The organism is Streptomyces montanisoli (genome assembly GCF_017813245.1).
GTDB classification, from domain to species: domain Bacteria; phylum Actinomycetota; class Actinomycetes; order Streptomycetales; family Streptomycetaceae; genus Streptomyces; species Streptomyces montanisoli.
Genome location: NZ_JAGIQL010000067.1, coordinates 1 through 21,774, shown reverse-complemented (window position 1 = coordinate 21,774; position 21,774 = coordinate 1). Strand labels below are relative to the sequence as shown.

Annotated in this window: 21 protein-coding genes and 1 pseudogene; 12 read left to right on the top strand and 10 right to left on the bottom strand. The window is 72.7% G+C overall.

The annotated features are described in order from the left end of the window. The first annotated feature begins 61 nt into the window (after positions 1 to 61). Both fabF and JFN87_RS17520 read left to right on the top strand, forming a co-directional pair. Complete coding sequence (gene fabF / locus JFN87_RS17525) at positions 62 to 1,312, top strand: beta-ketoacyl-ACP synthase II (protein WP_307865494.1); 1,251 nt, start codon at positions 62 to 64, stop codon at positions 1,310 to 1,312. Between the two features lie 31 nt (positions 1,313 to 1,343). After that, positions 1,344 to 3,029: a class I adenylate-forming enzyme family protein gene (locus JFN87_RS17520; protein WP_209341027.1), complete on the top strand. Its 1,686-nt coding sequence runs from the start codon at positions 1,344 to 1,346 to the stop codon at positions 3,027 to 3,029. Between the two features lie 69 nt (positions 3,030 to 3,098). Here the strand turns inward: JFN87_RS17520 and JFN87_RS17515 are convergent, their stop codons facing one another. Continuing rightward, positions 3,099 to 3,971: a DMT family transporter gene (locus JFN87_RS17515; protein WP_209341026.1), complete on the bottom strand. Its 873-nt coding sequence runs from the start codon at positions 3,969 to 3,971 to the stop codon at positions 3,099 to 3,101. A gap of 118 nt (positions 3,972 to 4,089) precedes the next feature. Here JFN87_RS17515 and JFN87_RS17510 point away from each other — a divergent pair, with 118 nt between their 5' ends. Next, entirely contained in the window at positions 4,090 to 5,025 is a 936-nt protein-coding gene (locus JFN87_RS17510; RefSeq protein WP_307865493.1) for a pseudouridine synthase, read from the top strand. A 40-nt stretch (positions 5,026 to 5,065) separates the two neighbouring features. Here the strand turns inward: JFN87_RS17510 and JFN87_RS17505 are convergent, their stop codons facing one another. From JFN87_RS17505 to JFN87_RS17495, 3 genes are all read right to left on the bottom strand, one after another. Continuing rightward, entirely contained in the window at positions 5,066 to 5,695 is a 630-nt protein-coding gene (locus tag JFN87_RS17505; RefSeq protein ID WP_209341024.1) for an MBL fold metallo-hydrolase, read from the bottom strand. Next, complete coding sequence (locus JFN87_RS17500) at positions 5,695 to 6,780, bottom strand: S-(hydroxymethyl)mycothiol dehydrogenase (RefSeq protein WP_209341023.1); 1,086 nt, start codon at positions 6,778 to 6,780, stop codon at positions 5,695 to 5,697. Before JFN87_RS17500 ends, JFN87_RS17505 begins: the two co-directional genes overlap by 1 nt. A 105-nt stretch (positions 6,781 to 6,885) precedes the next feature. Next, a complete protein-coding gene (locus JFN87_RS17495; RefSeq protein ID WP_209341022.1) occupies positions 6,886 to 7,587 on the bottom strand; it encodes a FadR/GntR family transcriptional regulator in 702 nt (233 codons plus the stop codon). Between the two features lie 139 nt (positions 7,588 to 7,726). Between JFN87_RS17495 and JFN87_RS17490 the strand changes: the two genes are divergently transcribed. Continuing rightward, positions 7,727 to 8,230, top strand: a complete 504-nt coding sequence (locus JFN87_RS17490; protein ID WP_209341036.1) for a gluconokinase — start codon at positions 7,727 to 7,729, stop codon at positions 8,228 to 8,230. 19 nt (positions 8,231 to 8,249) lie between these two features. Then, the gene (locus tag JFN87_RS17485; protein WP_209341021.1) at positions 8,250 to 9,647 is read left to right on the top strand and encodes a GntP family permease; all 1,398 of its coding nucleotides are present in this window, start codon (positions 8,250 to 8,252) and stop codon (positions 9,645 to 9,647) included. Positions 9,648 to 9,863: 216 nt separating this feature from the next. Here JFN87_RS17485 and JFN87_RS17480 read toward each other — a convergent pair whose 3' ends face one another. The 3 genes from JFN87_RS17480 to JFN87_RS17470 all read right to left on the bottom strand — a co-directional run bounded on the left by JFN87_RS17480 (position 9,864) and on the right by JFN87_RS17470 (position 13,076). Beyond that, entirely contained in the window at positions 9,864 to 10,589 is a 726-nt protein-coding gene (locus tag JFN87_RS17480; RefSeq protein ID WP_209341020.1) for a cytochrome b/b6 domain-containing protein, read from the bottom strand. Beyond that, the gene (locus JFN87_RS17475; protein WP_307865496.1) at positions 10,531 to 11,220 is read right to left on the bottom strand and encodes a molybdopterin-dependent oxidoreductase; all 690 of its coding nucleotides are present in this window, start codon (positions 11,218 to 11,220) and stop codon (positions 10,531 to 10,533) included. The genes JFN87_RS17480 and JFN87_RS17475 overlap by 59 nt, the downstream gene beginning before the upstream one ends. A 200-nt stretch (positions 11,221 to 11,420) precedes the next feature. After that, positions 11,421 to 13,076, bottom strand: a complete 1,656-nt coding sequence (locus JFN87_RS17470; RefSeq protein ID WP_209341018.1) for an FAD-binding dehydrogenase — start codon at positions 13,074 to 13,076, stop codon at positions 11,421 to 11,423. Between the two features lie 155 nt (positions 13,077 to 13,231). On the opposite strand from JFN87_RS17470, the gene JFN87_RS17465 reads away from it, so the two are divergent. From JFN87_RS17465 to JFN87_RS17440, 6 genes are all read left to right on the top strand, one after another. Then, the gene (locus JFN87_RS17465) at positions 13,232 to 13,801 is read left to right on the top strand and encodes an NUDIX domain-containing protein (protein WP_209341035.1); all 570 of its coding nucleotides are present in this window, start codon (positions 13,232 to 13,234) and stop codon (positions 13,799 to 13,801) included. Between the two features lie 19 nt (positions 13,802 to 13,820). Continuing rightward, positions 13,821 to 14,213 carry a YidH family protein gene (locus JFN87_RS17460; protein WP_209341034.1) on the top strand — a complete coding sequence of 131 codons (393 nt, stop codon included), beginning with the start codon at positions 13,821 to 13,823 and terminating at the stop codon, positions 14,211 to 14,213. 7 nt (positions 14,214 to 14,220) lie between these two features. After that, complete coding sequence (locus JFN87_RS17455; protein ID WP_209341017.1) at positions 14,221 to 14,559, top strand: DUF202 domain-containing protein; 339 nt, start codon at positions 14,221 to 14,223, stop codon at positions 14,557 to 14,559. 206 nt (positions 14,560 to 14,765) lie between these two features. Continuing rightward, on the top strand, positions 14,766 to 15,677 hold the full coding sequence (locus JFN87_RS17450; protein WP_209341016.1) for an MBL fold metallo-hydrolase: 912 nt from the start codon (positions 14,766 to 14,768) through the stop codon (positions 15,675 to 15,677). A 157-nt stretch (positions 15,678 to 15,834) separates the two neighbouring features. Continuing rightward, positions 15,835 to 16,896, top strand: coding sequence for a phosphotransferase family protein (locus JFN87_RS17445; protein ID WP_209341015.1), 1,062 nt, complete (start codon positions 15,835 to 15,837; stop codon positions 16,894 to 16,896). Between the two features lie 9 nt (positions 16,897 to 16,905). Continuing rightward, entirely contained in the window at positions 16,906 to 18,123 is a 1,218-nt protein-coding gene (locus JFN87_RS17440; RefSeq protein ID WP_209341014.1) for an acyl-CoA dehydrogenase family protein, read from the top strand. A gap of 24 nt (positions 18,124 to 18,147) precedes the next feature. On the opposite strand, the gene JFN87_RS17435 is transcribed toward JFN87_RS17440, so the two are convergent. The 3 genes from JFN87_RS17435 to JFN87_RS17425 are packed head-to-tail and all read right to left on the bottom strand — an operon-like array spanning position 18,148 to position 21,218. Continuing rightward, a complete protein-coding gene (locus tag JFN87_RS17435) occupies positions 18,148 to 18,744 on the bottom strand; it encodes a TetR/AcrR family transcriptional regulator (protein WP_209341013.1) in 597 nt (198 codons plus the stop codon). A gap of 42 nt (positions 18,745 to 18,786) precedes the next feature. Continuing rightward, the gene (locus JFN87_RS17430) at positions 18,787 to 20,448 is read right to left on the bottom strand and encodes a class I adenylate-forming enzyme family protein (protein WP_209341012.1); all 1,662 of its coding nucleotides are present in this window, start codon (positions 20,446 to 20,448) and stop codon (positions 18,787 to 18,789) included. Beyond that, positions 20,445 to 21,218 carry an SDR family oxidoreductase gene (locus JFN87_RS17425; protein WP_209341011.1) on the bottom strand — a complete coding sequence of 258 codons (774 nt, stop codon included), beginning with the start codon at positions 21,216 to 21,218 and terminating at the stop codon, positions 20,445 to 20,447. The genes JFN87_RS17430 and JFN87_RS17425 overlap by 4 nt, the downstream gene beginning before the upstream one ends. Positions 21,219 to 21,424: 206 nt before the next feature. Here JFN87_RS17425 and JFN87_RS17420 point away from each other — a divergent pair. After that, positions 21,425 to 21,774, top strand: a pseudogene (locus JFN87_RS17420) (hypothetical protein); the annotation flags it as partial.

Here is a 21,774-nt window from a genome sequence, read left to right as displayed (position 1 = left end):
TTGTGGTTCAAGGTTTGGCAGGCCCACGCCTGGCAGTCCGTGGCCGAGCAGGAGGAGCGCAGTGCAGAGCAATCAGCAAGTCGTGGTGACGGGTTTCGGCGCCCTCACCCCCGTCGGGAACGACCGGGAGAGCACCTGGCAGGCGCTCCTCGCCGGCAAGTCGGGTGTCGCGCCCATCACCCGGTTCAACGCGTCGGGCATGCCGACGAGCATCGCCGGTGAGGTCACCGGCTTTGACCCGGCCGATCTGCTGGACCGCAAGCGCCAGCGCCGCTCCGCGCGCTTCTCCCAGCTGGCGATCGCCGCGGCGCGCGAGGCCGTGGCGGACGCGGGCCTGACCATCGGCCAGGAGGACGGCGGCGCCCCGGCGGGCCGCGTCGGGGTCGTGGTGAACAACGCGGTGGCCGGCATGGACGGTGTGGAGAACGCCGTGGACACCATGCACATGGACCCGCGCAAGGTGAACCCGTACTTCGTCTCGTCGGTCATCCCCAACATGCCCGCCTGCGAGGTCGCCATCGACCTCGGTGTGCGCGGCCCGGTGACCGCGTCCGCGCTCGCCTGCGCCAGCGGTGTGTACGCGCTGCTCGAGGCCCGCAGGCTGATCCTGTCCGGCGAGGCCGACGTGGTGATCGCGGGCGGCACCGACTCGGCGATCACACCGGTCATGTTCAGCGGCCTTTCCAACATGGGCGCCCTCTCGCGCCGCAACGACGACCCGGCCCACGCGAGCCGCCCCTTCGACGCGGACCGCGACGGGTTCGTCTTCGGCGAGGGCGCCGTGGTGTGCGTGATGGAGTCCGCCGAGCACGCACGGGCGCGCGGCGCCCGCCCGTACGCCGAGGTCGCGGGTGGCGCGCTCACGTCGGACGCCTTCCACGTCTCGGCCCCCGACCCGAGCGGCGAGGGCGCGATGGAGGCCATGCGGCTCGCGCTGCGCGCCTCGGACACCGACGCCGGTGACATCGACTACATCTGCGCGCACGGCACGAGCACCCGCATCAACGATCTGACGGAGACCCGCGCGATCAGGGGCGTCTACGGCTCGCACGCGTACGATCTGACGGTCAGCTCGCCCAAGTCCATGGTGGGACACCTCATCGGTGCGGCAGGCTCGCTCTCGGCGATGGTGTGCGCGCTCGCGATCAGGGACGGCGTCGTGCCGCCCACGATCAACCTGGACACACCGGGCGAGGAGTGCGACCTCGACTACGTGCCGCACACCGCACGGCAGAGCGAGGTGCGCGCCGCCGCGGTCAACGCGTTCGGCTTCGGCGGGCAGAACTGCGTCGCCGTGCTGCGCGCGGTCTGAGAAGCTGCGCGGCTTCTGAGAGGAAGACAACATGAACCACTCGGATCCCGCCGGGACGCCCGGCTACGACCCGACCGCCTACCGTGCCGTGTTCGAGAGCCGTTTCACGTACTGGGCGGGCTTCGAGCGCAACACGCACCGCTACGCGCGCTCCCGCGCGATGCACGACCCCGCGTCGGGCCGCGACTGGACGTACGCCGAGCTGGGCGCCGAGGTGGAGGCGCTGGCCGCGGGCCTCGCGGCGTCGGGGGTGCGCGCGGGCGACCTCGTCGCCTACCAGCTGTTCAACACGCCGGAGTTCGCGCTGCTGTACCTGGCGACGCAGCGGCTGGGCGCGATCGGCTCGCCGATCAACTTCCGTCTCGCTCCGGGCGAGACGGCGCACGTCCTGTCCACGGGCAGGCCGCGCGCCTTCGTCTACGACACGGCCGTCGCGGAGAACGCGGCGCGTGCGCTCTCGCTCGCGGACCACGCCCCCGAGCTGCTCGTGCACGTCCCCTCGGGCGCGGCGGGCGACGCCCCGCTGCCCGGTTCCGTGGCGTTCGGCGACGTGGTGGAGCGCGGCCGTGACGCCGCGCCGCTGCCCGCTCCCGACGGCGGTGTGTACGCGGAGACCACCCGCCTGTACACGTCGGGCACCACGGGCATGCCGAAGGGTGTGCCGCTGAACAACGCGACCGAGGTGCTGTCAGCCCACGACGTGATCATGCACTTCCCGCTCTCCCCCGAGGACCGCACGCTGAACATGACGCCGTGGTTCCACCGCGGCGGCCTGTACGCGGGCGGCCCGAACCCGGTGTTCTACATCGGAGGCGAGACGGTGCCGCTGCGCCACTTCGACGCGGACACGGTGCTCGACCTGGTGCAGGAGCGCGGGATCACCTTCCTGATCGGCGCGCCCACCAACCTGGAGCGGCTCGCGGACGCGCAGGAGTCCGCCGCGCGCGACCTGTCGTCACTGCGCGGCATCGTGACCATGGGCGCGCCGCTGGACCGTGCCGCGTGCCTGCGCTACCAGCGGGTGCTCACCGAGCGCATCTTCAACGGGTACGGCACCACGGAGGCGTTCTGGAACACCTTCCTGCGCCCCGCCGACCTGCCGGACCACGCGGGCAGCGCCGGTCGCGCGTCCACGGACGACGACGTCGCCGTGGTGAAGGTGTACGAGGACGGGCGCGCGGCCCCCGGCGATCTCGCGGCGAAGGACGGACAGGAGATCGGCGAGGTCATCGTCCGCTCCCCGAAGTCCGGCTACGGCTACACGGGCCGCCCGGACGAGGAGGCGGCCAACTTCCGTGACGGCTGGCTGTACATCGGCGACCTGGCCACCTGGGACGAGGACGAGTACGTGACGATCGTCGGCCGCAGGGACGACATGATCCTCTCCGGCGGCGAGAACGTGCATCCGGTGCAGGTCGAGGAGGTGCTGGGCGAGCACCCCGGCGTCGCCGACTCGGCCGTGGTCGGGCTGCCCGACCCGGAGTGGGGCCAGCTGGTCACGGCGTACGTGGTGCGCAAGGACCCCGCGCTGACCGTGGACGACTGCGAGAAGCACTGCCGCGCCCACCCGATGCTGGCGGCGTACAAGCGGCCGCGCGCGTACCGCTTCGTCGACGCGCTGCCGACGACGGCGACCGGCAAGAAGATCCACTACCAGCTGCGCGAGCAGGTGGCGGCGGACGCCGCCGCGGGCCTCATCGAGCGCGTCACGCGCTGACGGCACTCCGGCTTCCCGCGGCGAGCGCGGGAAGCCGGAGCGGCCTGAGCGGCTTGAGCGGCTTGAGTGTCACATCACCCGCGACTTGGCCGGCGCGGAGCCGCTGGCCAGCGGCGACCTGGCGAGTTCCATGCATCCCGCCGCGATGAGCGCCACCGCGAAGAGTTCGGGCGCGAGCCACCAGCCGGTGCGCATGTGCTCGCCGAACAGCATCACGCCGTACGTGATGCTGATGAGCGCGTCGCCGAGGGTGAGCATGGGCTGCGAGGCGACGAGGGACCCGGCCTGGAGCGCGTTCTGGAGCAGGAACAGCGCGCCGACACCGGCCACGGCGGTCCCGTAGAGCTGCCAGGACTCGAAGAGCTTCACGATGCCGTCCCCGTCCTCCAGCCGGGCCATGGCGTCCTTCATCAGCGCGGCGGTCAGCGCGTAGCCGCACGCGGCGGCGAGGCCGAAGAGGGCGGCCCTGGTGTTGCCGCGCACCCGCTGTGCGAAGCCGATCAGCACGCCCTCGAAGACGACGGTGGCGATCAGCGCGGGCACCCATACGAGGCCCTGCACGGTCTCGGAGCCGCCGCCGGGCGCCGCGGTCGCCATGCCGAGGGTGAGGCCGCAGGTGACGGCCGCGACGCCGTACCAGGCCGTGCGCGGCAGCCGGCTGCGGAAGACGTACCCGGCGATGAGCAGTGTCGACGGCAGCTCGATGACGAAGATCGGCTGCACCACGGCGATCGGCCCGGTCGCGAGCGCGACCGCCTGGCAGACGGCCGCGACGATGACCATGCAGATCCCGGCGAGCCAGACGCGCTTCCTGACGAGCTGGCGGATGAGGGACAGGTGCAGGGCGTCGCTGTCGGGGACGGTGGACGCGGCGCGGCGCTGCAGCACCGACGCGGAGCCGTTGCTGATGGCGGTCAGCACGGCGAAGAGGACACTGATCACCTGACCATTTTGCGTGTACATGGGACCGAGACAGAAATCAGGGCGGTCCTCCGCAGGTCGCCGCCGCGATCCGGCGCCCGGACACGGGGCGCGGCAGCGTGGCCGTAGGCTGCCCGGTGTGGTGCGCAGACACAGGACACCGGCCTCGCCGCTGCCGCAGCGTGACGGTGTGGACGCCGTGCGGGTACGGCTGCCGGCCGATCCGGAGGGCCGGTGGGCGACGGTGGGCGACCACCTGGTGGACCGGTTCGGCGCGGCCGTCGGCGCGGCCCGGGTGCGTGCCATGGGGCGTGAGGGACGGTTCGTGACGGGCGACGGCCGTGCGCTCGACCCCGGCAGAGCGTACGAGCCGGGCCTGCACGTGTTCTTCCACCGCGACCTGCCGGCCGAGGCGCGGGTGCCCTTCGCGATCGGTGTGGTCCACCGGGACGAGCGGCTGGTCGTGGTGGACAAGCCGCACTTCCTCGCCACCACGCCGCGCGGCTCGCACGTGGCGGAGACGGTGGTGGCACGGCTGCGGCGCGATCTCGGCCTGCCCGCGCTCCAGCCCGCCCACCGGCTGGACCGGCTGACCGCCGGCCTCGTACTGCTGGTGGTGCGCCCCCAGGACCGCGGTGCCTACCAGCAGCTGTTCGCGCGGCGGGAGGTGCGCAAGGGGTACGAGGCGGTCGCCGCCCACGACCCGGGGGTGGCGCTGCCGCGCACGGTGCGCAGCCGGATCGAGAAGGAGCGCGGTGTGCTCGCGGCGCGCGAGGTGCCGGGCGCGCCCAACAGCGAGACGCGCGTCGAACTCGCCGCGCACGGCGGCGGCCTGGGCGGCTACCGCCTCACACCGTCGACGGGGCGCACCCACCAGCTGCGGGTCCACATGAACGCGCTGGGGCTGCCGCTGCTGCACGACCCGCTGTACCCGGCCGTGTGCGACGAGGCCGGGGACGACTACCGGCGGCCGCTGCAACTGCTCGCGAGGACACTGGAGTTCACCGACCCGCTGACGGGCACGCAACACAGCTTCACCAGTGGGCTGCGCCTCGCCGAGTGGCCCGCCGCCTGAGACGCGGCGGGCCGCCCGCGTGCGACCTTGCCGCGGCCGGTCAGTGGCCGCGTTCGATCCACTCCGCGAGGTGGGGCGCTTCCGCGCCGATCGTCGTCGAGTCGCCGTGGCCGGTCCTGACCACCGTGTCGGACGGCAGGGTGAGCAGGCGGTCCCTGATCGAGTCGACGATGGTGGGGAAGTCGGAGAAGGACCGGCCGGTGGCGCCGGGACCGCCCTGGAACAAGGTGTCTCCGGTGAAGACCGTCGAGAGGGCGGGCGCGTACAGGCACACCGCGCCGGGCGCGTGGCCCGGCGTGTGCAGCACCCGCAGGTCGGTTCCCGCGACGGTGATGGTCTGCCCGTCGGTGAGTTCGCCGTCGGGCGCCTCGTCGGGGTGGGTCAGCTGCCACAGCGGCAGGTCGTCCGGGTGCAGCAGCACCGTGGCGCCGGTGGCGGCGGCGAGCGCCGGGGCCGCGCCGACGTGGTCGTCGTGGGCGTGCGTGCACAGGACGGCCCTGAGCGTCCTGGTGCCGAGCGCCGCCTTGATCGCCGCGGCGTCGTGCGGGGCGTCGATGACGACGGCCTCGGTGTCGTCGCCGACGATCCACACGTTGTTGTCGACGTCCCAGGTGCCGCCGTCGAGGGAGAAGGTGCCGGACGTGACGAGGTGGTCGACGCGGGCCGCCATCACAGCATCACGACCGAACGCAGGACGCCGCCCTCGTGCATCCGGCCGAACGCGGCCTCCACGTCGTCGAGTCCGATGGTCTCCGTGACGAACGCGCCGAGGTCGATGCGGCCCTGGCGGTGCAGGTCGATGAGCATCGGGAAGTCGCGCGACGGCAGGCAGTCCCCGTACCAGGACGACTTGAGAGCGCCGCCGCGCCCGAACACGTCGAGCAGCGACAGGTCGATCCTCATCTCCGGCGTCGGCACGCCCACGAGGACCACCGTTCCGGCCAGGTCGCGCGCGTAGAAGGCCTGTTCGTAGGTCTCGGGGCGGCCGACCGCCTCGATGACGACGTCGGCGCCGAACCCGCCCGTCAGGGAGCGGATCGCCTCCACCGGGTCCTGGCTGCTCGAGTCGACGGTGTGCGTCGCGCCGATCTCCGCGGCCTTCGCCAGCTTCTTGCCGTCGACGTCCACCGCGATCACCTTGGCCGCGCCCGCGAGGCGCGCGCCGAGCACCGCCGCGTCCCCCACACCGCCGCACCCGATCACCGCGACGGAGTCGCCGCGGCCCACGTTGCCGGTGTTGAGCGCGGCACCGATGCCGGCCATCACACCGCACCCGAGAAGCCCGGCGACCTCGGGCGACACCTCGGGGTCCACCTTGGTGCACTGCCCGGCCGCGACGAGCGTCTTCTCGGCGAACGCGCCGATGCCGAGCGCCGGCGTCAGCTCCGTGCCGTCGAGCAGTGTCATCTTCTGCCGTGCGTTGTGCGTGTCGAAGCAGTACCAGGGCCTGCCCCGCAGGCAGGCACGGCACTGGCCGCACACCGCGCGCCAGTTGAGGACGACGAAGTCGCCGGGCGCCACCTCCGTGACGCCGTCCCCCACCGACTCGACCACACCGGCGGCCTCGTGGCCCAGCAGGAACGGGAAGTCGTCGTTGATGCCGCCCTGCTTGTAGTGCAGGTCCGTGTGGCACACGCCGCACGCCTGGACCTTCACCACCGCCTCGCCCGGGCCCGGGTCGGGTACGACGACCGTCTCGATCCGCACGGGCTCGTTCTTGCCCGGTGCCACGACTCCCCGCACCTGCTGTGCCATTGCCAGGACCTGCCTCTCCTCGGACGCTGCTGCACGACGCGACGCGTGCCACGTCCACGCGGCACGATCACGTCCAAGGGTGAGTATGTCCCGCCGGGGCCTACCTCACGGCGCCAGCACGTCGAGTTCCTCCAGCGCGCCGACGGCGATCTGCCGGGTCAGCTCCTGCGCGTCGGCCGCCCTGCCCTCCCGCACCGCCTCGGCGACCTGCACGTGCAGGGTGACGGCGGCGGGCGCCGGGTCCTCGAACATCACCTGGTGGTGGGTGCGGCCCGCGAGGATCTCGGCGACCACGTCGCCCAGCCGCGCGAACATCTCGTTGCCGGACGCGTTCAGCACGACGCGGTGGAAGGCGACGTCGTGCACGAGGTACTCCTCCAGGCGGCGGCCGCGCGAGGTGGCCACCATGCCGAGGGCGCGCTCGGTGAGGTCCGCGCACTGCTCGGGCGTCGCGTTCCGTGCCGCGAGCCCGGCGGCCACCGGTTCGACGGCGGAGCGCAGCACGGTCAGGGACCGCAGCTGGCGCGGCCGGTCGGCGCCCGCGAGGCGCCAGCGGATCACGCGCGGGTCGTAGACGTTCCAGTGGTCGGGGGGCAGCACGGTCACACCGACCCGGCGCTTCGACTCGACCAGGTGCATGGACTCCAGGACGCGGACGACCTCGCGCACCACGGTGCGTGACACGTCGAAGCGCTGTGCCACCTCGTCCGTGCGCACCACACTGCCCTGCGGATACTCGGCGGCCGTGATCGCCAGACCGAGAGCGTCCAGGACGCGACTGTGCTGACCTCGGCCTTCATCACCCATGCCGATAGCTTACGGCGCGTACGCCGTCTCCCACGCAGAAAATAAGTACTACGTTTAAGTCACACACTCTTGATTACGTCATACCTGATGAGGTTCAGTGACGCGACACGACAAAGCCGACGTAGACAGCGAGGCAGGCATGCACGGCCCCCACGTAGTGGTGGTGATGGGCGTAGCGGGCACCGGCAAGACCACGGTCGGGCCGCTGGTGGCCGAGGCGCTCGGCGTCCCGTACGCCGAGGGCGACGCCTTCCATCCGCCGCGGAACATCGCCAAGATGACCGCGGGGCACCCCCTCGACGACGAGGACCGCTGGCCCTGGCTCGACGCCATAGGGCGCTGGGCGCACGAACGGGCCGGTTACGGGGGCGTGGTCAGCTGCTCCGCCCTCAAGCGCGCCTACCGCGACCGGTTGCGGGCAGCCGCGCCCGGCGTGGTCTTCCTGCACCTCACGGGCGACCGCGAGCTCATCGGGGAGCGCATGTCACAGCGCAAGGGCCACTTCATGCCGGAGACGCTGCTCGACTCGCAGTTCGCCACGCTCCAGCCGCTGGCCGAGGACGAGCGCGGTGTGGCCGTCGACGTGTCCGGAAGCCCCCACGAAATCGCCGAAAGGGCCGTAGCCGCGCTGCGCGCGGCCTGAACAGAAGAAGGATGTTCCCGTGACCGGTCTCAATGTCGAGATGCTGGCTGCCGCCGACCCTCCGCTGATCTCCTCCGCGGGAAACGCGCAACTGGGCATAGCCGTCCTGGTCGGAATCGCCGTCCTCGTCGTCCTCATCACCGTCTTCAAACTTCACGCGTTCCTCGCGCTGACCCTCGGCTCGCTGGCGCTCGGCGCCACGGCCTCGGCGCCCCTGGACAAGGTGATCACGAGCTTCTCGACCGGCCTCGGCGCCACGGTGGCGAGCGTCGGCGTGCTGATCGCGCTGGGTTCGATGCTCGGCAAGCTGCTGGCCGACTCGGGCGGCGCCGACCAGATCGTGGACACGATCCTGAACAGGGCGAGCCGGCGCTCCATGCCGTGGGCGATGGTGCTGATCGCCGCGATCGTCGCCCTGCCGCTGTTCTTCGAGATCGGCCTCGTGCTGCTGATCCCCGTGGTGCTGCTCGTCGCGAAGCGCGGCAACTTCTCCGTGATCCGCATCGGCATACCGGCCCTCGCGGGCCTGTCCGCCATGCACGGCCTGATCCCACCGCACCCCGGACCGCTGGCCGCGATCAGCGTCATCCACGCCAACCTGGGCATCACACTCGCGCTCGGCCTGGTCGTCGCCGTGCCGACCGTGATCATCGGCGGCCCGCTGTTCTCGAAGTACGCGGCGCGCTGGGTCGACACCACCCCGCCCGAGGGTCTCATCCCCGAGCGCCCGTCGGACTCGCTGGACAAGCGCCCCAACTTCGCCGCCACCGTGTGCACCATGCTGCTGCCGGTCGTGCTGATGCTGGCCAAGGCGCTCGTGGACATCGTCGTCGACGACCCGGCCAACAGCGGCCAGCGCGTCGCGGACGTCATCGGCAACCCGCTGATCGCCCTGCTCATCGCGGTGATCGTCGGCCTGTTCACGCTGGGCCGCGCCGCCGGGCTCGGCAGGACGAAGCTCTCCGTGATCCTGGAGGAGTCGCTCGCCCCGATCGCCGGCGTCATGCTGATCGTCGCCGCGGGCGGCGGCTTCAAGCAGGTGCTGGTCGACGCGGGCGTGGGCCACATGATCCTGGACGTCACCAAGGACTGGTCCATCCCGTCGCTGCTGCTCGCCTGGCTGATCGCCGTGGTGATCCGCCTCGCGACGGGCTCCGCCACGGTCGCGACGATCTCGGCGGCCGGCCTGGTGGCCCCGCTGGCGCAGGGCATGTCCACCACGCACGTCTCCCTGATGGTGCTGGCGGTCGGCGCGGGCTCGCTGTTCTTCAGCCATGTCAACGACGCCGGGTTCTGGCTGGTCAAGGGCTACTTCGGGATGAACGTCGGGCAGACGGTCAAGACCTGGTCGGTCATGGAGGGCATCCTGTCCGTGGTCGGACTCGGATGCGTGCTGCTGCTCTCGCTCATCGTCTAGCGGCGGGAGCGCGGGAAGAAGGGGCGGAGGCGGCCCGTGCGGCTGCCTCCGCCCCTTTGCGCTGTGCGCGGGTGCACGCGGCGGGCCGCAGCCGCCGTACGGGGTGATGGCCCACCTGTCCGGCGCGACCTCGGCAGACAGGACGACCGCCGCCGCCGTGCGGCCACCCCTGCACGCGGCGCGCGGGTGCGCGAGCGGCGCGGGCGGCGCGGGCGCTCAGTCCGAGCGCCGGCGCGCCTCGCGGCGTTCCTCGGCGGCCGTCTCGTCCTCCCACTCGGAGTGCTCGCGGCGGGCCCAGCCGCGCTCGACCGAGCCGGTCCGCATGCCGCGGCGGGCGCCCGGGTCCTTGAAGGCCATGCCGATGTGCCCGGCCAGCACGATGCCGACCGTGAGCGCGAGCCAGTCGTGGATGAAGGTGGCGCTCGTGCGGGAGACCAGCGGGAGCAGGCCGGTGAACCACATCAGAAGGCCGGTGAAGATCATCAGGACGGTCGCGCCGGCGAGCCACGAGGCGTAGATCTTCTGCCCGGCGTTGAACTTGCCCGCCGGCCGCGCGCCCGCCCAGTTCCAGCGCCTGCGAACGGCGCGCAGCCACTCGCGGTCGTACGGCGCGAAGCGGTTGATGCGGCCCAGGTCGCGGCGGAAGGCGTGCGAGACGAGCCCCGCGAGGAACGGCACGGGCAGCAGGATGCCGGACCACTCGTGGACCGTGACGACGAGGTAGCGGCGGCCGACGAGTTCGGCGAGCTGGGGCACATAGAGGAACGCGGCCGTCGCCACGCACAGCAGCATCAGCCAGCTCGTGGTCCGGTGCACGAGCCGCTCGGCCAGCGTGAAGCGGCGTATGACCGCCGAGCCCCCGGGGCGCGGCGCGGCGCCCGGCTCAGACGGTCGGCGCGTCGTCCCGTCCGTTGGACCTGCCGACCCAGCCGTCGACGTCATAGCCGTACTCCTCCCAGTAACCGGGCTCCACCTTGTCGGTGACCGATATGCCGGAGAGCCACTTCGCCGACTTGTAGAAATACATGGGGGCCACGTACAGCCTGACCGGCCCTCCGTGGTCCTTGCCGATGGGCTTGCCCTGCATCCTCAGCGCCACGAGCACGTCGTTCCTGCGGGCCTGGGTGAGCGTGAGGCTCTCGCTGTACGTGCCGTCGAAGCACGTGAACCGCAGGGCGCGCCCCTCCGCCTTGACCCCGGCGGCGTCCAGCAGGTCGGAGACCTTGACGCCCTGGAACGGCACCTTCGGCACGCGCCAGCCGGTGACGCACTGGACGTCCAGGTCGGTGCGCGTCTGCGGAAGGGCCTCAAGATCGGCGAGGGTGTACGAGCGCGGGTGCTCGACCAGCCCGTCGATCTTCAGCCGGTAGGTCGCCGCGGTCTTCGTGGGCACGGACGCGGCGACGTTGTAGAAGCGGAAACCGCCCCCGTTGGGCAGGGTGTTGACGATGCCGGTGGGGTCGACCTGGGAGGCCGCGCCGAGGAACTTCTCCAGGCCGCCCTGGAGGTAGGGGGCCGCGGCGAGGCCCCCGGCGCCCACGGCGAGCGTGCCGAGCAGGACGCGCCTGCCGATGGCGGGCCCCCTGCCGTCCCACCGTCCGCCGTCGCCCTGTCCGCCTTCGCGTTCGTTCCCTCGTCCGTCCTCGCGCTCGCTCACATCTCGATTGAACACCCGGGGCGCGGCGGGTGCGGCCGTGCGGGGCGTGACGTCAGACTTCCGTCACAGACCACAGACCACAGACCGCAGACCACAGACCACAGACCGCGGACCGCTCAGGCCGTGGCCGCCGCGGCGGCGCGCCCGGCCGCGCGGCCGGAGAAGAGGCACCCACCGAGGAACGTGCCTTCGAGCGAGCGGTAGCCGTGCACTCCGCCGCCGCCGAAGCCGGATGCCTCGCCCGCCGCGTACAGGCCCGGCAGCGGATCGCCGGTCGCGGTCAGGACGCGGGAGGAGAGGTCCGTCTCCAGGCCGCCGAGGGACTTGCGGGTCAGGATGTGCAGCCGCACAGCGACGAGCGGGCCCGCCGACGGGTCGAGGATGCGGTGCGGCGGCGCGGTGCGGATCAGCCGGTCGCCCCAGAACCTGCGCGCGCCGCGCACCGCCGTGACCTGGAGGTCCTTCGTGTACGGGTTCACGATCCCGCGGTCCCTCGCCACGATCTCGCGGCGCAACTCGCGCTCGTCGATCAGCGGTTCGCCGGTGAGGCCGTTCATGCCCCTCACCAGGGTGGCGAGATCGCGCGCCACGACGAAGTCCGCGCCCTTGTCCATGAATGCCTGCACGGGCCCCGGCACGTCGGCACGCGCGCGGCCGAGCACGCCCCGGACGGACTTTCCCGTGAGGTCCGGGTTCTGCTCGGAGCCGGAGAGCGCGAACTCCTTGCCGATGATGCGCCGGTCGAGGACGAACCAGGTGTGGTCGTGGCCCGAGCGCAGGATGTGTTCGAGCGTGCCGAGCGTGTCGAAGCCGGGGAAGAGCGGTACGGGCAGCCGCTTGCCGCGTGCGTCGAACCAGAGGGACGAAGGCCCCGGCAGGATGCGGATGCCGTGCCCCGGCCAGATCGGGTCGTAGTTCTCGATGCCCTCGGTGTAGTGCCACATGCGGTCGCGGTTGATGTGGTGCGCCCCGGCGCGCTCGGCGATGCCGAGCATCAGGCCGTCGACGTGCGCGGGCACCCCGGTCAGCATGTGCCGCGGCGGTGTGCCCAGCCGCTCGGGCCACTGCTCGCGCACGAGGTCGTGGTTGCCGCCGATGCCCCCGGTCGTGACGATCACGGCCTGGGCCCTGAGCGTGAACGCGCCGGTGGACGTGCGGCCGCTGGGCGTCCCGCGCCGGGCGTCGCTGGGTTCGAGTACCTCGCCGCTGACCGTGTCGAGCGTGCCGTCGGTCCTCGCGAGGTCCGTCACGCGGTGCCGGAAGCGGAAGGTGACGAGGCCCTTCGCCACGCCCTCGCGCACCCGCCGCTCGAAGGGGGCGACGATGCCCGGGCCCGTCCCCCACGTGATGTGGAAGCGCGGCACCGAGTTGCCGTGGCCCGTCGCGTCGTACCCGCCGCGCTCGGCCCAGCCGACCAGCGGGAAGAACCGCACGCCGCGCCGGTGCAGCCAGGCGCGCTTCTCGCCCGACGCGAAGTCGACGTACGCCTCGGCCCAGCGTCGCGGCCAGTGGTCCTCCGGGCGGTCGAACCCCGCCGTGCCGAGCCAGTCCTGCAGGGCGAGTTCGCGGCCGTCCTTGATCCCCATGCGGCGCTGCTCGGGCGAGCCGACGAGGAAGATGCCGCCGAACGACCAGTGCGCCTGGCCGCCGATCGACTGCTCGGGCTCCTGGTCGAGGAGGATCACCCGGCGGCCGGCGTCGACGAGTTCCGCCGTCGCGACGAGGCCCGCGAGGCCCGCTCCGATCACGATCACGTCCGCGTCGTACGCCATGGTTGCCGCCCTCGGTGTTTGGTTGCCGGCCGCCTCGATCTTCGGTACGCGCCGGTAACAAGTCAACCGCCGGTCAGCCGCCGGCGTGGGCGCGCGTACCGCGCCGGGACGGCCCGGGACCCGGGCGGCGCGGGACGTTTGGTTGGATGGACCGCATGGCCCTGGGAGACGCTCCGGAAGACGAGATCCTCACCGTCGTCGACGAGGACGACCACGTCATCGGCCGCGCGCCGCGCGGCGAGGTGTACGCGAAGGGCCTGCGCCATCGCGCGACCGCCATCCTGGTGCGGGACGCCGGCGGCCGGATGTTCGTCCACCGCAGGACCGCCACGAAGCTCGCCTTCCCTTCCCTGTACGACGTGTTCGTCGGCGGGGTGGTGGGCGCGGGCGAGAGCTACGACGACTGCGCGCTGCGCGAGGCCGGGGAGGAGCTCGGGGTGGCCGGGCTTCCGCGGCCCGAGCCGCTGTTCCGCTACCTCTTCGAGCTGCCCGGCGGCCGTGGCGCGTGGTGGACCGCCGTGTACGAACTGCGCTGCGAGTCGACCGTGCACCCGCAGGTCGAGGAGGTGGCCTGGCACGCGTTCCTGCCCGCCGGCGAGCTGGACGCGCGGCTGCGCGGCGAGGTGCCGCCCGGCGGCGCGGGCACCGCGGTGCCGTGGGAGTTCGTCCCGGACGGCAGGGCCACGTACGAGCGGTACCTGCGGTTCGCGCAGGGCCGCGCGTAGGGTGCCCGTCGTGCCGGATATGACGGGATTGAGGCGGACGCTGCACCTGTGGTTCGCGCCGCGGCGCGTCGGCGAGGAGGGAAGGACGCCCGACTACCGGTTCTCGCTGGCCAACGAGCGGACCTTCCTCGCCTGGATCCGTACCGCGCTGGCGCTCGTCGGCGGCGGGTTCGCCGTCGACCAGTTCCTGCCGCACCTGCGGGGATGGGTGCGCACGGCGCTCGCCGTCGCGCTGCTCGCCGTGGGGGCGCTCGCGTCGCTGCGCGCGGTCAACCACTGGGTGCGGTGCGAGCGCGCGATGCGCCGGGGCGAGGACCTGCCGGCGTCGCGCTTCCCTACGGTGCTGGCGCTCGTCGTGGGGCTGCTCGCGCTGTGCATGCTCGTCGTCGTGGTGCTCGGCAGGGGCGGCTGAGGCACCGGTGCCCGCGTCCGCCCCCTCCCCGCACGAGCGCCCCGCGCGCCGCGACCCCGGGCTCCAGCCGGAGCGGACGCGGCTGGCCTGGCGGCGCACGACGCTGTCGTGCACGGTGGCGACGGTCCTCGCGGTCCGCCAGGCACTGCACCGCGGCGTGACGCCCGTGAGCCTCGCCGCGGTCGCGCTCTGCGCCCTCGTGTGGCTCGCGTTCCTCGCCGTCGCGCACCGCAGGACGCTCGCGCTCGACACGGCGCGTCCCGACCGGATGCGCGAGCGCGGCGCCGCGACCGCGGTCGCCTGCGCGGTGTGCCTCGCCGCGCTCGGGGTGGCGCTGCTGTTCTGACGGCCGGTGGTGTTCTGGCGGCCTCGCTGTTCTGGCGGCCGGCGCCTCGACCGCCGGATTCCTGACGGCACGACAGACGCCGTGCGGCCTCCGCGTACTGCCGTTCGAACCCCGCCCTGGCTGTCGGGCGCCGCACCTGGCAAGCTGCCAGCGGGAGCGGGCGAACCGCGAACCGATCCCGACACCACCGCACCGAAGGACCACCGATGCCCGCAACGGACCCGTACTTCGTCCGCCTCACACCGCAGGCGCACGCCTACGTCCAGCCGGACGGCGGCTGGTGCCTGAACAACGCCGGTGTGGTGAGCGACGGCGGGCAGACCCTGCTCGTCGACACGGCCGCGACCGAGCGGCGTGCCCTGCTGCTGCGCGAGGCCGTCGCCGCGAACGGGCTGCCGCTGCCCGGCACGCTGGTCAACACCCACCACCACGGCGACCACACCTACGGCAACGGCGTGTTCGCGCCGGGCGCCGCCGTGGTGGCGCACGAGGTGTGCCGCGACGAGCAGCTGGCCGCGGGCCACCAGCTGCACCTGGTGTGGCCGGAGACGGAGTTCGGCGAGGTTCCCGTGGTCGCTCCCGCGGTGACCTACCGGGAGCGCATGACGGTGCACGTGGGCGAGGTCGAGGTGCACATCCTGCACCCCGGCGTGGCGCACACCAAGGGAGACTCGGTGATACATCTGCCCGCGCAGGGCGTCGTGTTCACGGGTGACATCGTCTTCCAGGGCGGCACGCCCTTCCTCGCGAACGGCTCTCTCGCGGGCTCGCTGCGCGCCCTCGACGTCCTGCGGTCGCTGGACGCCGAGGTGGTGGTGCCGGGCCACGGCCCGGTCACCGACCCGTCCGCGTACGACGCGACGGAGCGCTACCTGCGGTACGTCGACGAGCTGGCCCGCGCGGGCCATGCCAAGGGGCTGACGCCGCTGGAGACGGCGCAGGGCGCGGACCTCGGCGACTTCGCCGAACTCCGGGAGAGCGAGCGGCTGGTGGCCAACATCCACCGGGCGTACGCGGAGCTGGACGGCGAGCCGGAGGGTTCCGAGCTCGACGTGGCGGCGGTGTTCGGCGACATGGTCGCCATGAACGGCGGACGCCACGTGGCCTGCCACGCCTGAACGTGCACGCCGCGTGGTGTGAGTCGCCGTACCCTGGGGCGCCCCGCTGAGCGGCCGATCACACCGCCCGGGACTGGACGACATACCGACCGGTCGGCATCATGAGTGGAGCCGCCGCGCCGCCGTACGAGGACCGCGACCACGAGATGGAGTGCCGATGAGCCCAGTCGCCCCGCCAGGACTCGACCTCGACGGGCTGCGGGCCCGTCTGGACCGCGAGCTGCCCGGCCTGGTGCACGGGCCGCTCGAAGCGCGCGTGATCGAGGGCGGCCGCTCCAACCTCACGTACGTCGTCCGCGACACGGCCGCGTCCGAGGAGCAGGGGCACGGGCGCGGGCTTGGGCACGGGCAGTGGGTCGTGCGCAGGCCGCCGCTCGGCCACGTCCTCGCCACCGCGCACGACATGCGGCGCGAATACCGCGTGATCACCGCGCTGCACCCGACGCCCGTGCCGGTGCCGCAGACGCTGCTGCTGTGCGAGGACGAGGCGGTGACGGGCGCCCCCTTCTACGTCATGGAGTACGTGGCCGGCACGCCGTACCGCACGGCGGAGCAGCTCGCGCCGCTCGGGGCCGCCCGCACCAGGGCGGCGGTGCTCGGCCTCGTGGACACCCTCGTCGATTTGCACGCGGTGGACGCCGAGGCCGTCGGGCTGGGCGACTTCGGCAGGCCCGAGGGGTTCCTCGACCGGCAGCTGCGCCGCTTCGGCAAGCAGCTCGACGCGTCCCGCAGCCGCGACCTGCCCGGTATCGACGAGCTGCACGCCGCACTGGGGCGTGCGCTGCCCGCCTCCTCCGCGCCTGCCGTGGTGCACGGCGACTACCGCCTCGACAACGTCCTGCTGGACGCGGACGACACGATCACGGCTGTCCTCGACTGGGAGATGTCGACGCTCGGCGACCCGCTCACCGACCTCGGGCTGCTCGTCATGTACAGCGTCCGCCTCGACCTGCCCGACTCGCCCGTCTCCACCGCCGCGGGCGCGCCGGGACATCCGTCACCGGCGGAGCTCGTCGAGCGGTACGCGCGGCGCTCGGGGCGCGACACCTCCGCGATCGCCTGGTACACGGCGTTCGCGTGGTTCAAGCTCGCCGTGATCCTGGAGGGCATCCACTACCGGTACACGCTCGGCTCCACCGTCGGCCGCGGCTTCGACCGGATCGGCGACCTGGTACCCCTGTTCATCCAGCACGGCCTCACCACCCTCAAGGAAGGCTGAACCCCCGCCATGGACTTCGCATACGACGCCCGCACGCAGGAGCTGCGCGAGAAGCTGCTCGCCTTCATGGACGAGCACGTGTACCCGGCAGAGCCGGTGCTGCGCGAGCAGAGCGAGGCGTCCACGGACCCCTGGCGGACCCCGCGGATCATCCACGACCTGCAGGCGAAGGCGCGTGCGCGGGGGCTGTGGAACCTGTTCCTGCCGGACGAGCGCTACGGCGCCGGCCTGACGAACCTCCAGTACGCGCCGCTCGCCGAGATCACCGGCCGCTCGCCGCAGCTCGCGCCCGCGGCGCTGAACTGCGCGGCACCCGACACCGGCAACATGGAGCTGCTGGCCGAGTTCGGGAACGACGACCAGCGCAAGGCGTGGCTCGAGCCGCTGCTCGCGGGCGAGATCCGCTCGGCGTTCGCGATGACGGAGCCGGAGGTGGCGTCCTCCGACGCGACGAACATCGAGACGCGCATCGCACGCGACGGCGGCGGCGACTACGTCGTCAGCGGACGCAAGTGGTTCATCTCGGGGGCGATGAACGAGGACTGCAAGATCCTCATCGTGATGGGCAAGACCGACCCGGACGGCGCCGACGTGCGGCGCCAGCAGTCGATGGTGCTGGTGCCGCGGGACACGCCGGGCGTCGAGGTGCGCCGCGGCATGCGGGTGTACGGCTACCACGACGGCCACCACGGCGGCCACGCGGAGGTCGTCTTCCACGACGTGCGCGTGCCGGTGTCGAACCTGGTCGGCGAGGAGGGCGGCGGCTTCGCGATCGCCCAGGCGCGGCTCGGGCCCGGCCGCATCCACCACTGCATGCGGCTGATCGGCATGGCGGAGCGCGCGATCGAGCTGATGTGCGTGCGGGCGACGTCGCGCACGGCGTTCGGCAGGCCGATCGCGGCGCAGGGCGTGGTGCGTAACTGGATCGCGGACGCGCGCGTCGCGGTGGAGCAGCTGCGGCTGCTGGTGCTGAAGACGGCCTGGCTGATGGACACGGTGGGCAACAGGGGCGCGCACACCGAGATCCAGGCGATCAAGATCGCGACGCCGCGCGCGGTCGTGGACATCCTGGACAAGGCGGTCCAGCTGCACGGCGCGGGCGGTGTGAGCCAGGACTTCCCGCTGGCGGAGCTGTGGGCGCACGCCCGCACCCTGCGCCTGGCGGACGGCCCCGACGAGGTGCACCAGCGCTCCCTGGCCAGGCGCGAGCTGCGCAAGTACGCCTGACGCACCGGCGGCGTCCGCCGCCCCTCAGGGCCGCAGTGCCCGCAGCAGCAGGTCGGCCAGGTGGTCCGCCACCTCGCGCGGGGTGAGCGGGCCCTCGGGGCGGTACCACGTGGAGAGGTGGTGCACCGAGCCGAAGTGGTAGTCCACGACGAGGTCGGACGGCGTCGCCGTGGAGAAGACGCCGGTGCGCTGGCCCTCCTCGACCAGGGCGCGGAAGCGTTCGTGGTAGCGCCTGCGCTCCACGCGCACCTGCTTGTTCTTCTCCGGGCTGAGGTGATGCATGGAGCGGAAGAAGATCGACGCGTCGTCGAGGTTGTCTATCGTCGTCACCACGACGTCGGCCGCCGCGTCGCGCAGCCGCTTCTCCACGGGCTCGTCCGCGTCGGCGTACGCGTCGAGGCGCTCCTGCTGGAGCCGCAGGACGCGCGCGTAGACCTCCTGGAGGAGGTCCTCCTTGGAGCCGAAGTAGTGGTAGAGGGCGCCCTTCGTGACCCCGGCGGCCTCGACGATCTCCTGCACCGACGTGCGGTCGTAGCCCTGCTCGGCGAAGAGCCGGGTGGCGGCGGCCAGCAGCCGCTGGGGGACGGGCGCGGCCCCGTCGCCCTCCGTCGCCTTGGCCATGTCCGCCACCACCCTTTCCGCTCCTGCGCGCGTGCCCCGCGCCTATCCCCTGCTGCGTGAACGCAGCTCCCGCCTGAGGATCTTCCCACTGGTGGTCTTCGGCAGCTCCGGCAGGATCTCGACCACCCGCGGGTACTTGTACGCGGCGAGCCGCTCCTTGCAGTAGCCGGCGATGTCGTCGCCGTCGGCGCTCTCGCCCGGACGCAGGCTCACGTACGCCTTGACGGTCTCGCCGCGGTACGGGTCGGGCATGCCGACGACGGCCGCCTCCCGTACGGCCGGGTGCGTGTACAGGACGTCCTCGACCTCACGCGGCCACACCTTGAAGCCGGACGCGTTGATCATGTCCTTCTTGCGGTCGACCACGTACAGCCAGCCGTCGGCGTCCATGAAGCCGATGTCGCCGGTGTGCAGCTCGCCGCCGGGGAACGTCTCCTCGGTGGCCTCGGGCATGCGCCAGTAGCCGGAGACGACCTGCGGGCCGCGCACGGCGATCTCTCCCTGCTCGCCGAAGGGCACCTCCTCGCCGGCGTCGTCGAGGATCCGCACGACGGTGTCCGGTCCCGGCACGCCGACGGCGAGCGTGCCGGACGCCGGGTCGACGGGGGCCTCGACGCCGGGCGGCACGGACGCGCAGGGTGCGGTGCACTCGGTGAGCCCGTACCCGTTGTGCACGTAGGGCCCGAAGCCGGCGCGGAACTTCTCCACGAGCGCGGGCGGCAGCGGGGCTCCCCCGGAGCTGATCTGCTCGAAGGAGGAGAAGTGGTCGCGCGTCGCGTCCGGGTGCGCGGCGAGCGCCATGAACGCGGTCGAGGGGCCGACCGTGTACACGGGCCGGTGTTCGAGGAACGCGTCGAGCACCGCGCCGGCCTCGAAGCGGTAGGCGAGCGCGAGCGTGCCCGCGTTGGTGAAGCACGCGGCGAGCTCGCACACCATGCCGGTGATGTGGAACAGCGGCGCGAGGGCGAAGTAGCACGAGCCCTCGGCGATCCCCTGCCCGGTGGCCTGGCGCTCCGCGTTGAACATGATGTTGCCGTGGGAGTTCATGGCGCCCTTGGGGCGTCCGCTGGTGCCCGAGGTGTAGCTGATGAGGGCGGTGTCACCGGCAGCGGGCAAGCGCCCCTCCGGCGCGGCGAGGCCCTGCCCGGCCACGGCGAGCAGGTCGTCGGCGTCGTCCGGCACGGGGAGGCGCTCGAAGTTCAGCACGCGCGCGTCGTCGCGCGATTGCAGGTCCAGCTCGCAGGCGGTGAGCGCGAGGCGCACCGGCGAGTCGGCCGCGGCGGCGCGCAGGTAGGCGTCCCAGGCGCGGTCGGAGCACACGAGCGCGGCCACCTCGGCGTCCGCGAGCACGTGGCCGACCTCGGCGGACTTGTACATGGGGTTGAGCGGTACGACGATCGCCCCGGCCTTCCACGCGCCGAGCAGCGCGATGACGAAGTGCGGGCTGTTCTGCAGCATGATCGCGACGCGGTCGCCGGGCTCGACGCCCTTCGCCGCGAGGTGCCCGGCCACGGAGTCGCTGAGCTCGTCGGTCTCCCGGTAGGTCAGCCGCCCGTCGAAGTAGGCGACGGCCGTGCGCTCCGGCGCGTTTGCGGTGGAGTGCCGGAAGGCGTGCACCAGGGAGGGCGCGGGGGAGATCGGGGCGCGCTGCGCCTCGTTCAGCAGGGCGAGCCAGGGTTTGGCTGCGTAAGGGGAGTCGGTCACTGCGCGGCTCCTTCCCGTGTTTCCAGCTTCCGCTGGTAGTGGTTCATCGTGTCGAGCCAGCGGTCGGGGTCGGCGGCCCGCGCCTGAGCGAACCTGCCGGCCTCGGGGTGCGGCAGGACGAGGAAGCGGTCCTCGGCCATGGCGGTGAACAGCGCGTCGGCGACGGCCCCCGGCTCGATGGCGTCGGGCGCCAGCATGAGCCGGCCCGCCTCGCCCGACGCGGCCAGCATGTCGGTGCGCACGCCCTGCGGGCAGATGGCGTGGACGCGCAGCCCGCGGTGGCGGTAGGTGAGCGAGAGCCACTCGGCGAAGGCGAGGGCGCCGTGCTTGGTGACGCTGTAGGGCGCCGCGCCGAGCATCGTGAGCAGCCCCGCGGCGGAGACCGTCGCGACGAACCGCCCCTCACCGCGCTCCAGCCACGCGGGCAGCAGCGCGCGGCATGCCCGCACGTGCGCCATGACGTTGACATCCCAGGCGTGTTGCCAGGCGTCGTCGTCGGTCATGGGGTCGCCGCCGGTGCCGACGCCCGCGTTCGCGCAGTAGACGTCGACGCGCCCGCCGAGCGCGTCGCGCGCGTCCGCCACGGTCGCCGCCGCGTCGCCCGGCACCGCGACGCCGCCGATCTCCGCCGCGACGGCGGCCGCCTTGCCCGCGTCGAGGTCGTTGACCGCGACCCTCGCGCCCCTCGCGGCGAATCCCCTGGCGAGCGCGGCCCCGATGCCGCCGCCTCCCCCGGTCACCACGACCCTCGCGCCCTCGACGGAATCCATCGGCACCTGCCCTTCGGCTGCTGGTCGCTGCGGTCGGCTGCTCCCCGGCTGCACTGCCGGCACTCGGCAGACTAACCAGTCGGTATGTGATCCGGGAAGGGCTGCCGCCGATCGGCGCCGAACGCCTCGTTCCGTCCGCGACCACCGGGGACTACGGTGCGTGGGCACGACACGACTGATCGCTGACGACGTACGGAGGTGGCGGCATGCATCTGTCCCGACGAGGTCTGCTCGCGGCGGGGAGCGCGCTGGGGGCGGCCGGGGCGGTGGCGGCGACGGCGCCCGGCGCGGCCGCGCACGGCGACGAGCCGCAGGTGCTGTCCGGGGCGATCCGGCGGGTCGCCTCCTCCGGGGCGGGTGTCGTCTTCTTCTCCCACGGGCTCGACGAAGTGCTCGAACTGGCTGACCGAGTAGTGGTGTCGCGAGGCGGCCGGGTGGCGGCCGAGCAGGCCACCACCCGACTTGACCATGACACCATTGTGAGGCTCATCGCTGGTCGCGAGATCGCGGAAACGGTCGTGACGAGCGTCGACGAGCTCGGCGACCCTGTATTGAC

Bases quoted from the DNA above. Each gene is read 5' to 3' on its own strand.
- JFN87_RS17470 (WP_209341018.1), bottom strand. From the start codon at position 13,076: ATGGCGTACGACGCGGACGTGATCGTGATCGGAGCGGGCCTCGCGGGC.
- JFN87_RS17435 (WP_209341013.1), bottom strand. From the start codon at position 18,744: ATGGCCAAGGCGACGGAGGGCGACGGGGCCGCGCCCGTCCCCCAGCGG.
- JFN87_RS17445 (WP_209341015.1), top strand. From the start codon at position 15,835: ATGAGCCCAGTCGCCCCGCCAGGACTCGACCTCGACGGGCTGCGGGCC.
- JFN87_RS17440 (WP_209341014.1), top strand. From the start codon at position 16,906: ATGGACTTCGCATACGACGCCCGCACGCAGGAGCTGCGCGAGAAGCTG.
- JFN87_RS17450 (WP_209341016.1), top strand. From the start codon at position 14,766: ATGCCCGCAACGGACCCGTACTTCGTCCGCCTCACACCGCAGGCGCAC.
- JFN87_RS17460 (WP_209341034.1), top strand. From the start codon at position 13,821: ATGACGGGATTGAGGCGGACGCTGCACCTGTGGTTCGCGCCGCGGCGC.
- JFN87_RS17425 (WP_209341011.1), bottom strand. From the start codon at position 21,218: ATGGATTCCGTCGAGGGCGCGAGGGTCGTGGTGACCGGGGGAGGCGGC.
- JFN87_RS17480 (WP_209341020.1), bottom strand. From the start codon at position 10,589: ATGACGTCGACGGCTGGGTCGGCAGGTCCAACGGACGGGACGACGCGC.
- JFN87_RS17490 (WP_209341036.1), top strand. From the start codon at position 7,727: ATGCACGGCCCCCACGTAGTGGTGGTGATGGGCGTAGCGGGCACCGGC.
- JFN87_RS17520 (WP_209341027.1), top strand. From the start codon at position 1,344: ATGAACCACTCGGATCCCGCCGGGACGCCCGGCTACGACCCGACCGCC.
- JFN87_RS17500 (WP_209341023.1), bottom strand. From the start codon at position 6,780: ATGGCACAGCAGGTGCGGGGAGTCGTGGCACCGGGCAAGAACGAGCCC.
- JFN87_RS17505 (WP_209341024.1), bottom strand. From the start codon at position 5,695: ATGGCGGCCCGCGTCGACCACCTCGTCACGTCCGGCACCTTCTCCCTC.
- JFN87_RS17465 (WP_209341035.1), top strand. From the start codon at position 13,232: ATGGCCCTGGGAGACGCTCCGGAAGACGAGATCCTCACCGTCGTCGAC.
- JFN87_RS17495 (WP_209341022.1), bottom strand. From the start codon at position 7,587: ATGGGTGATGAAGGCCGAGGTCAGCACAGTCGCGTCCTGGACGCTCTC.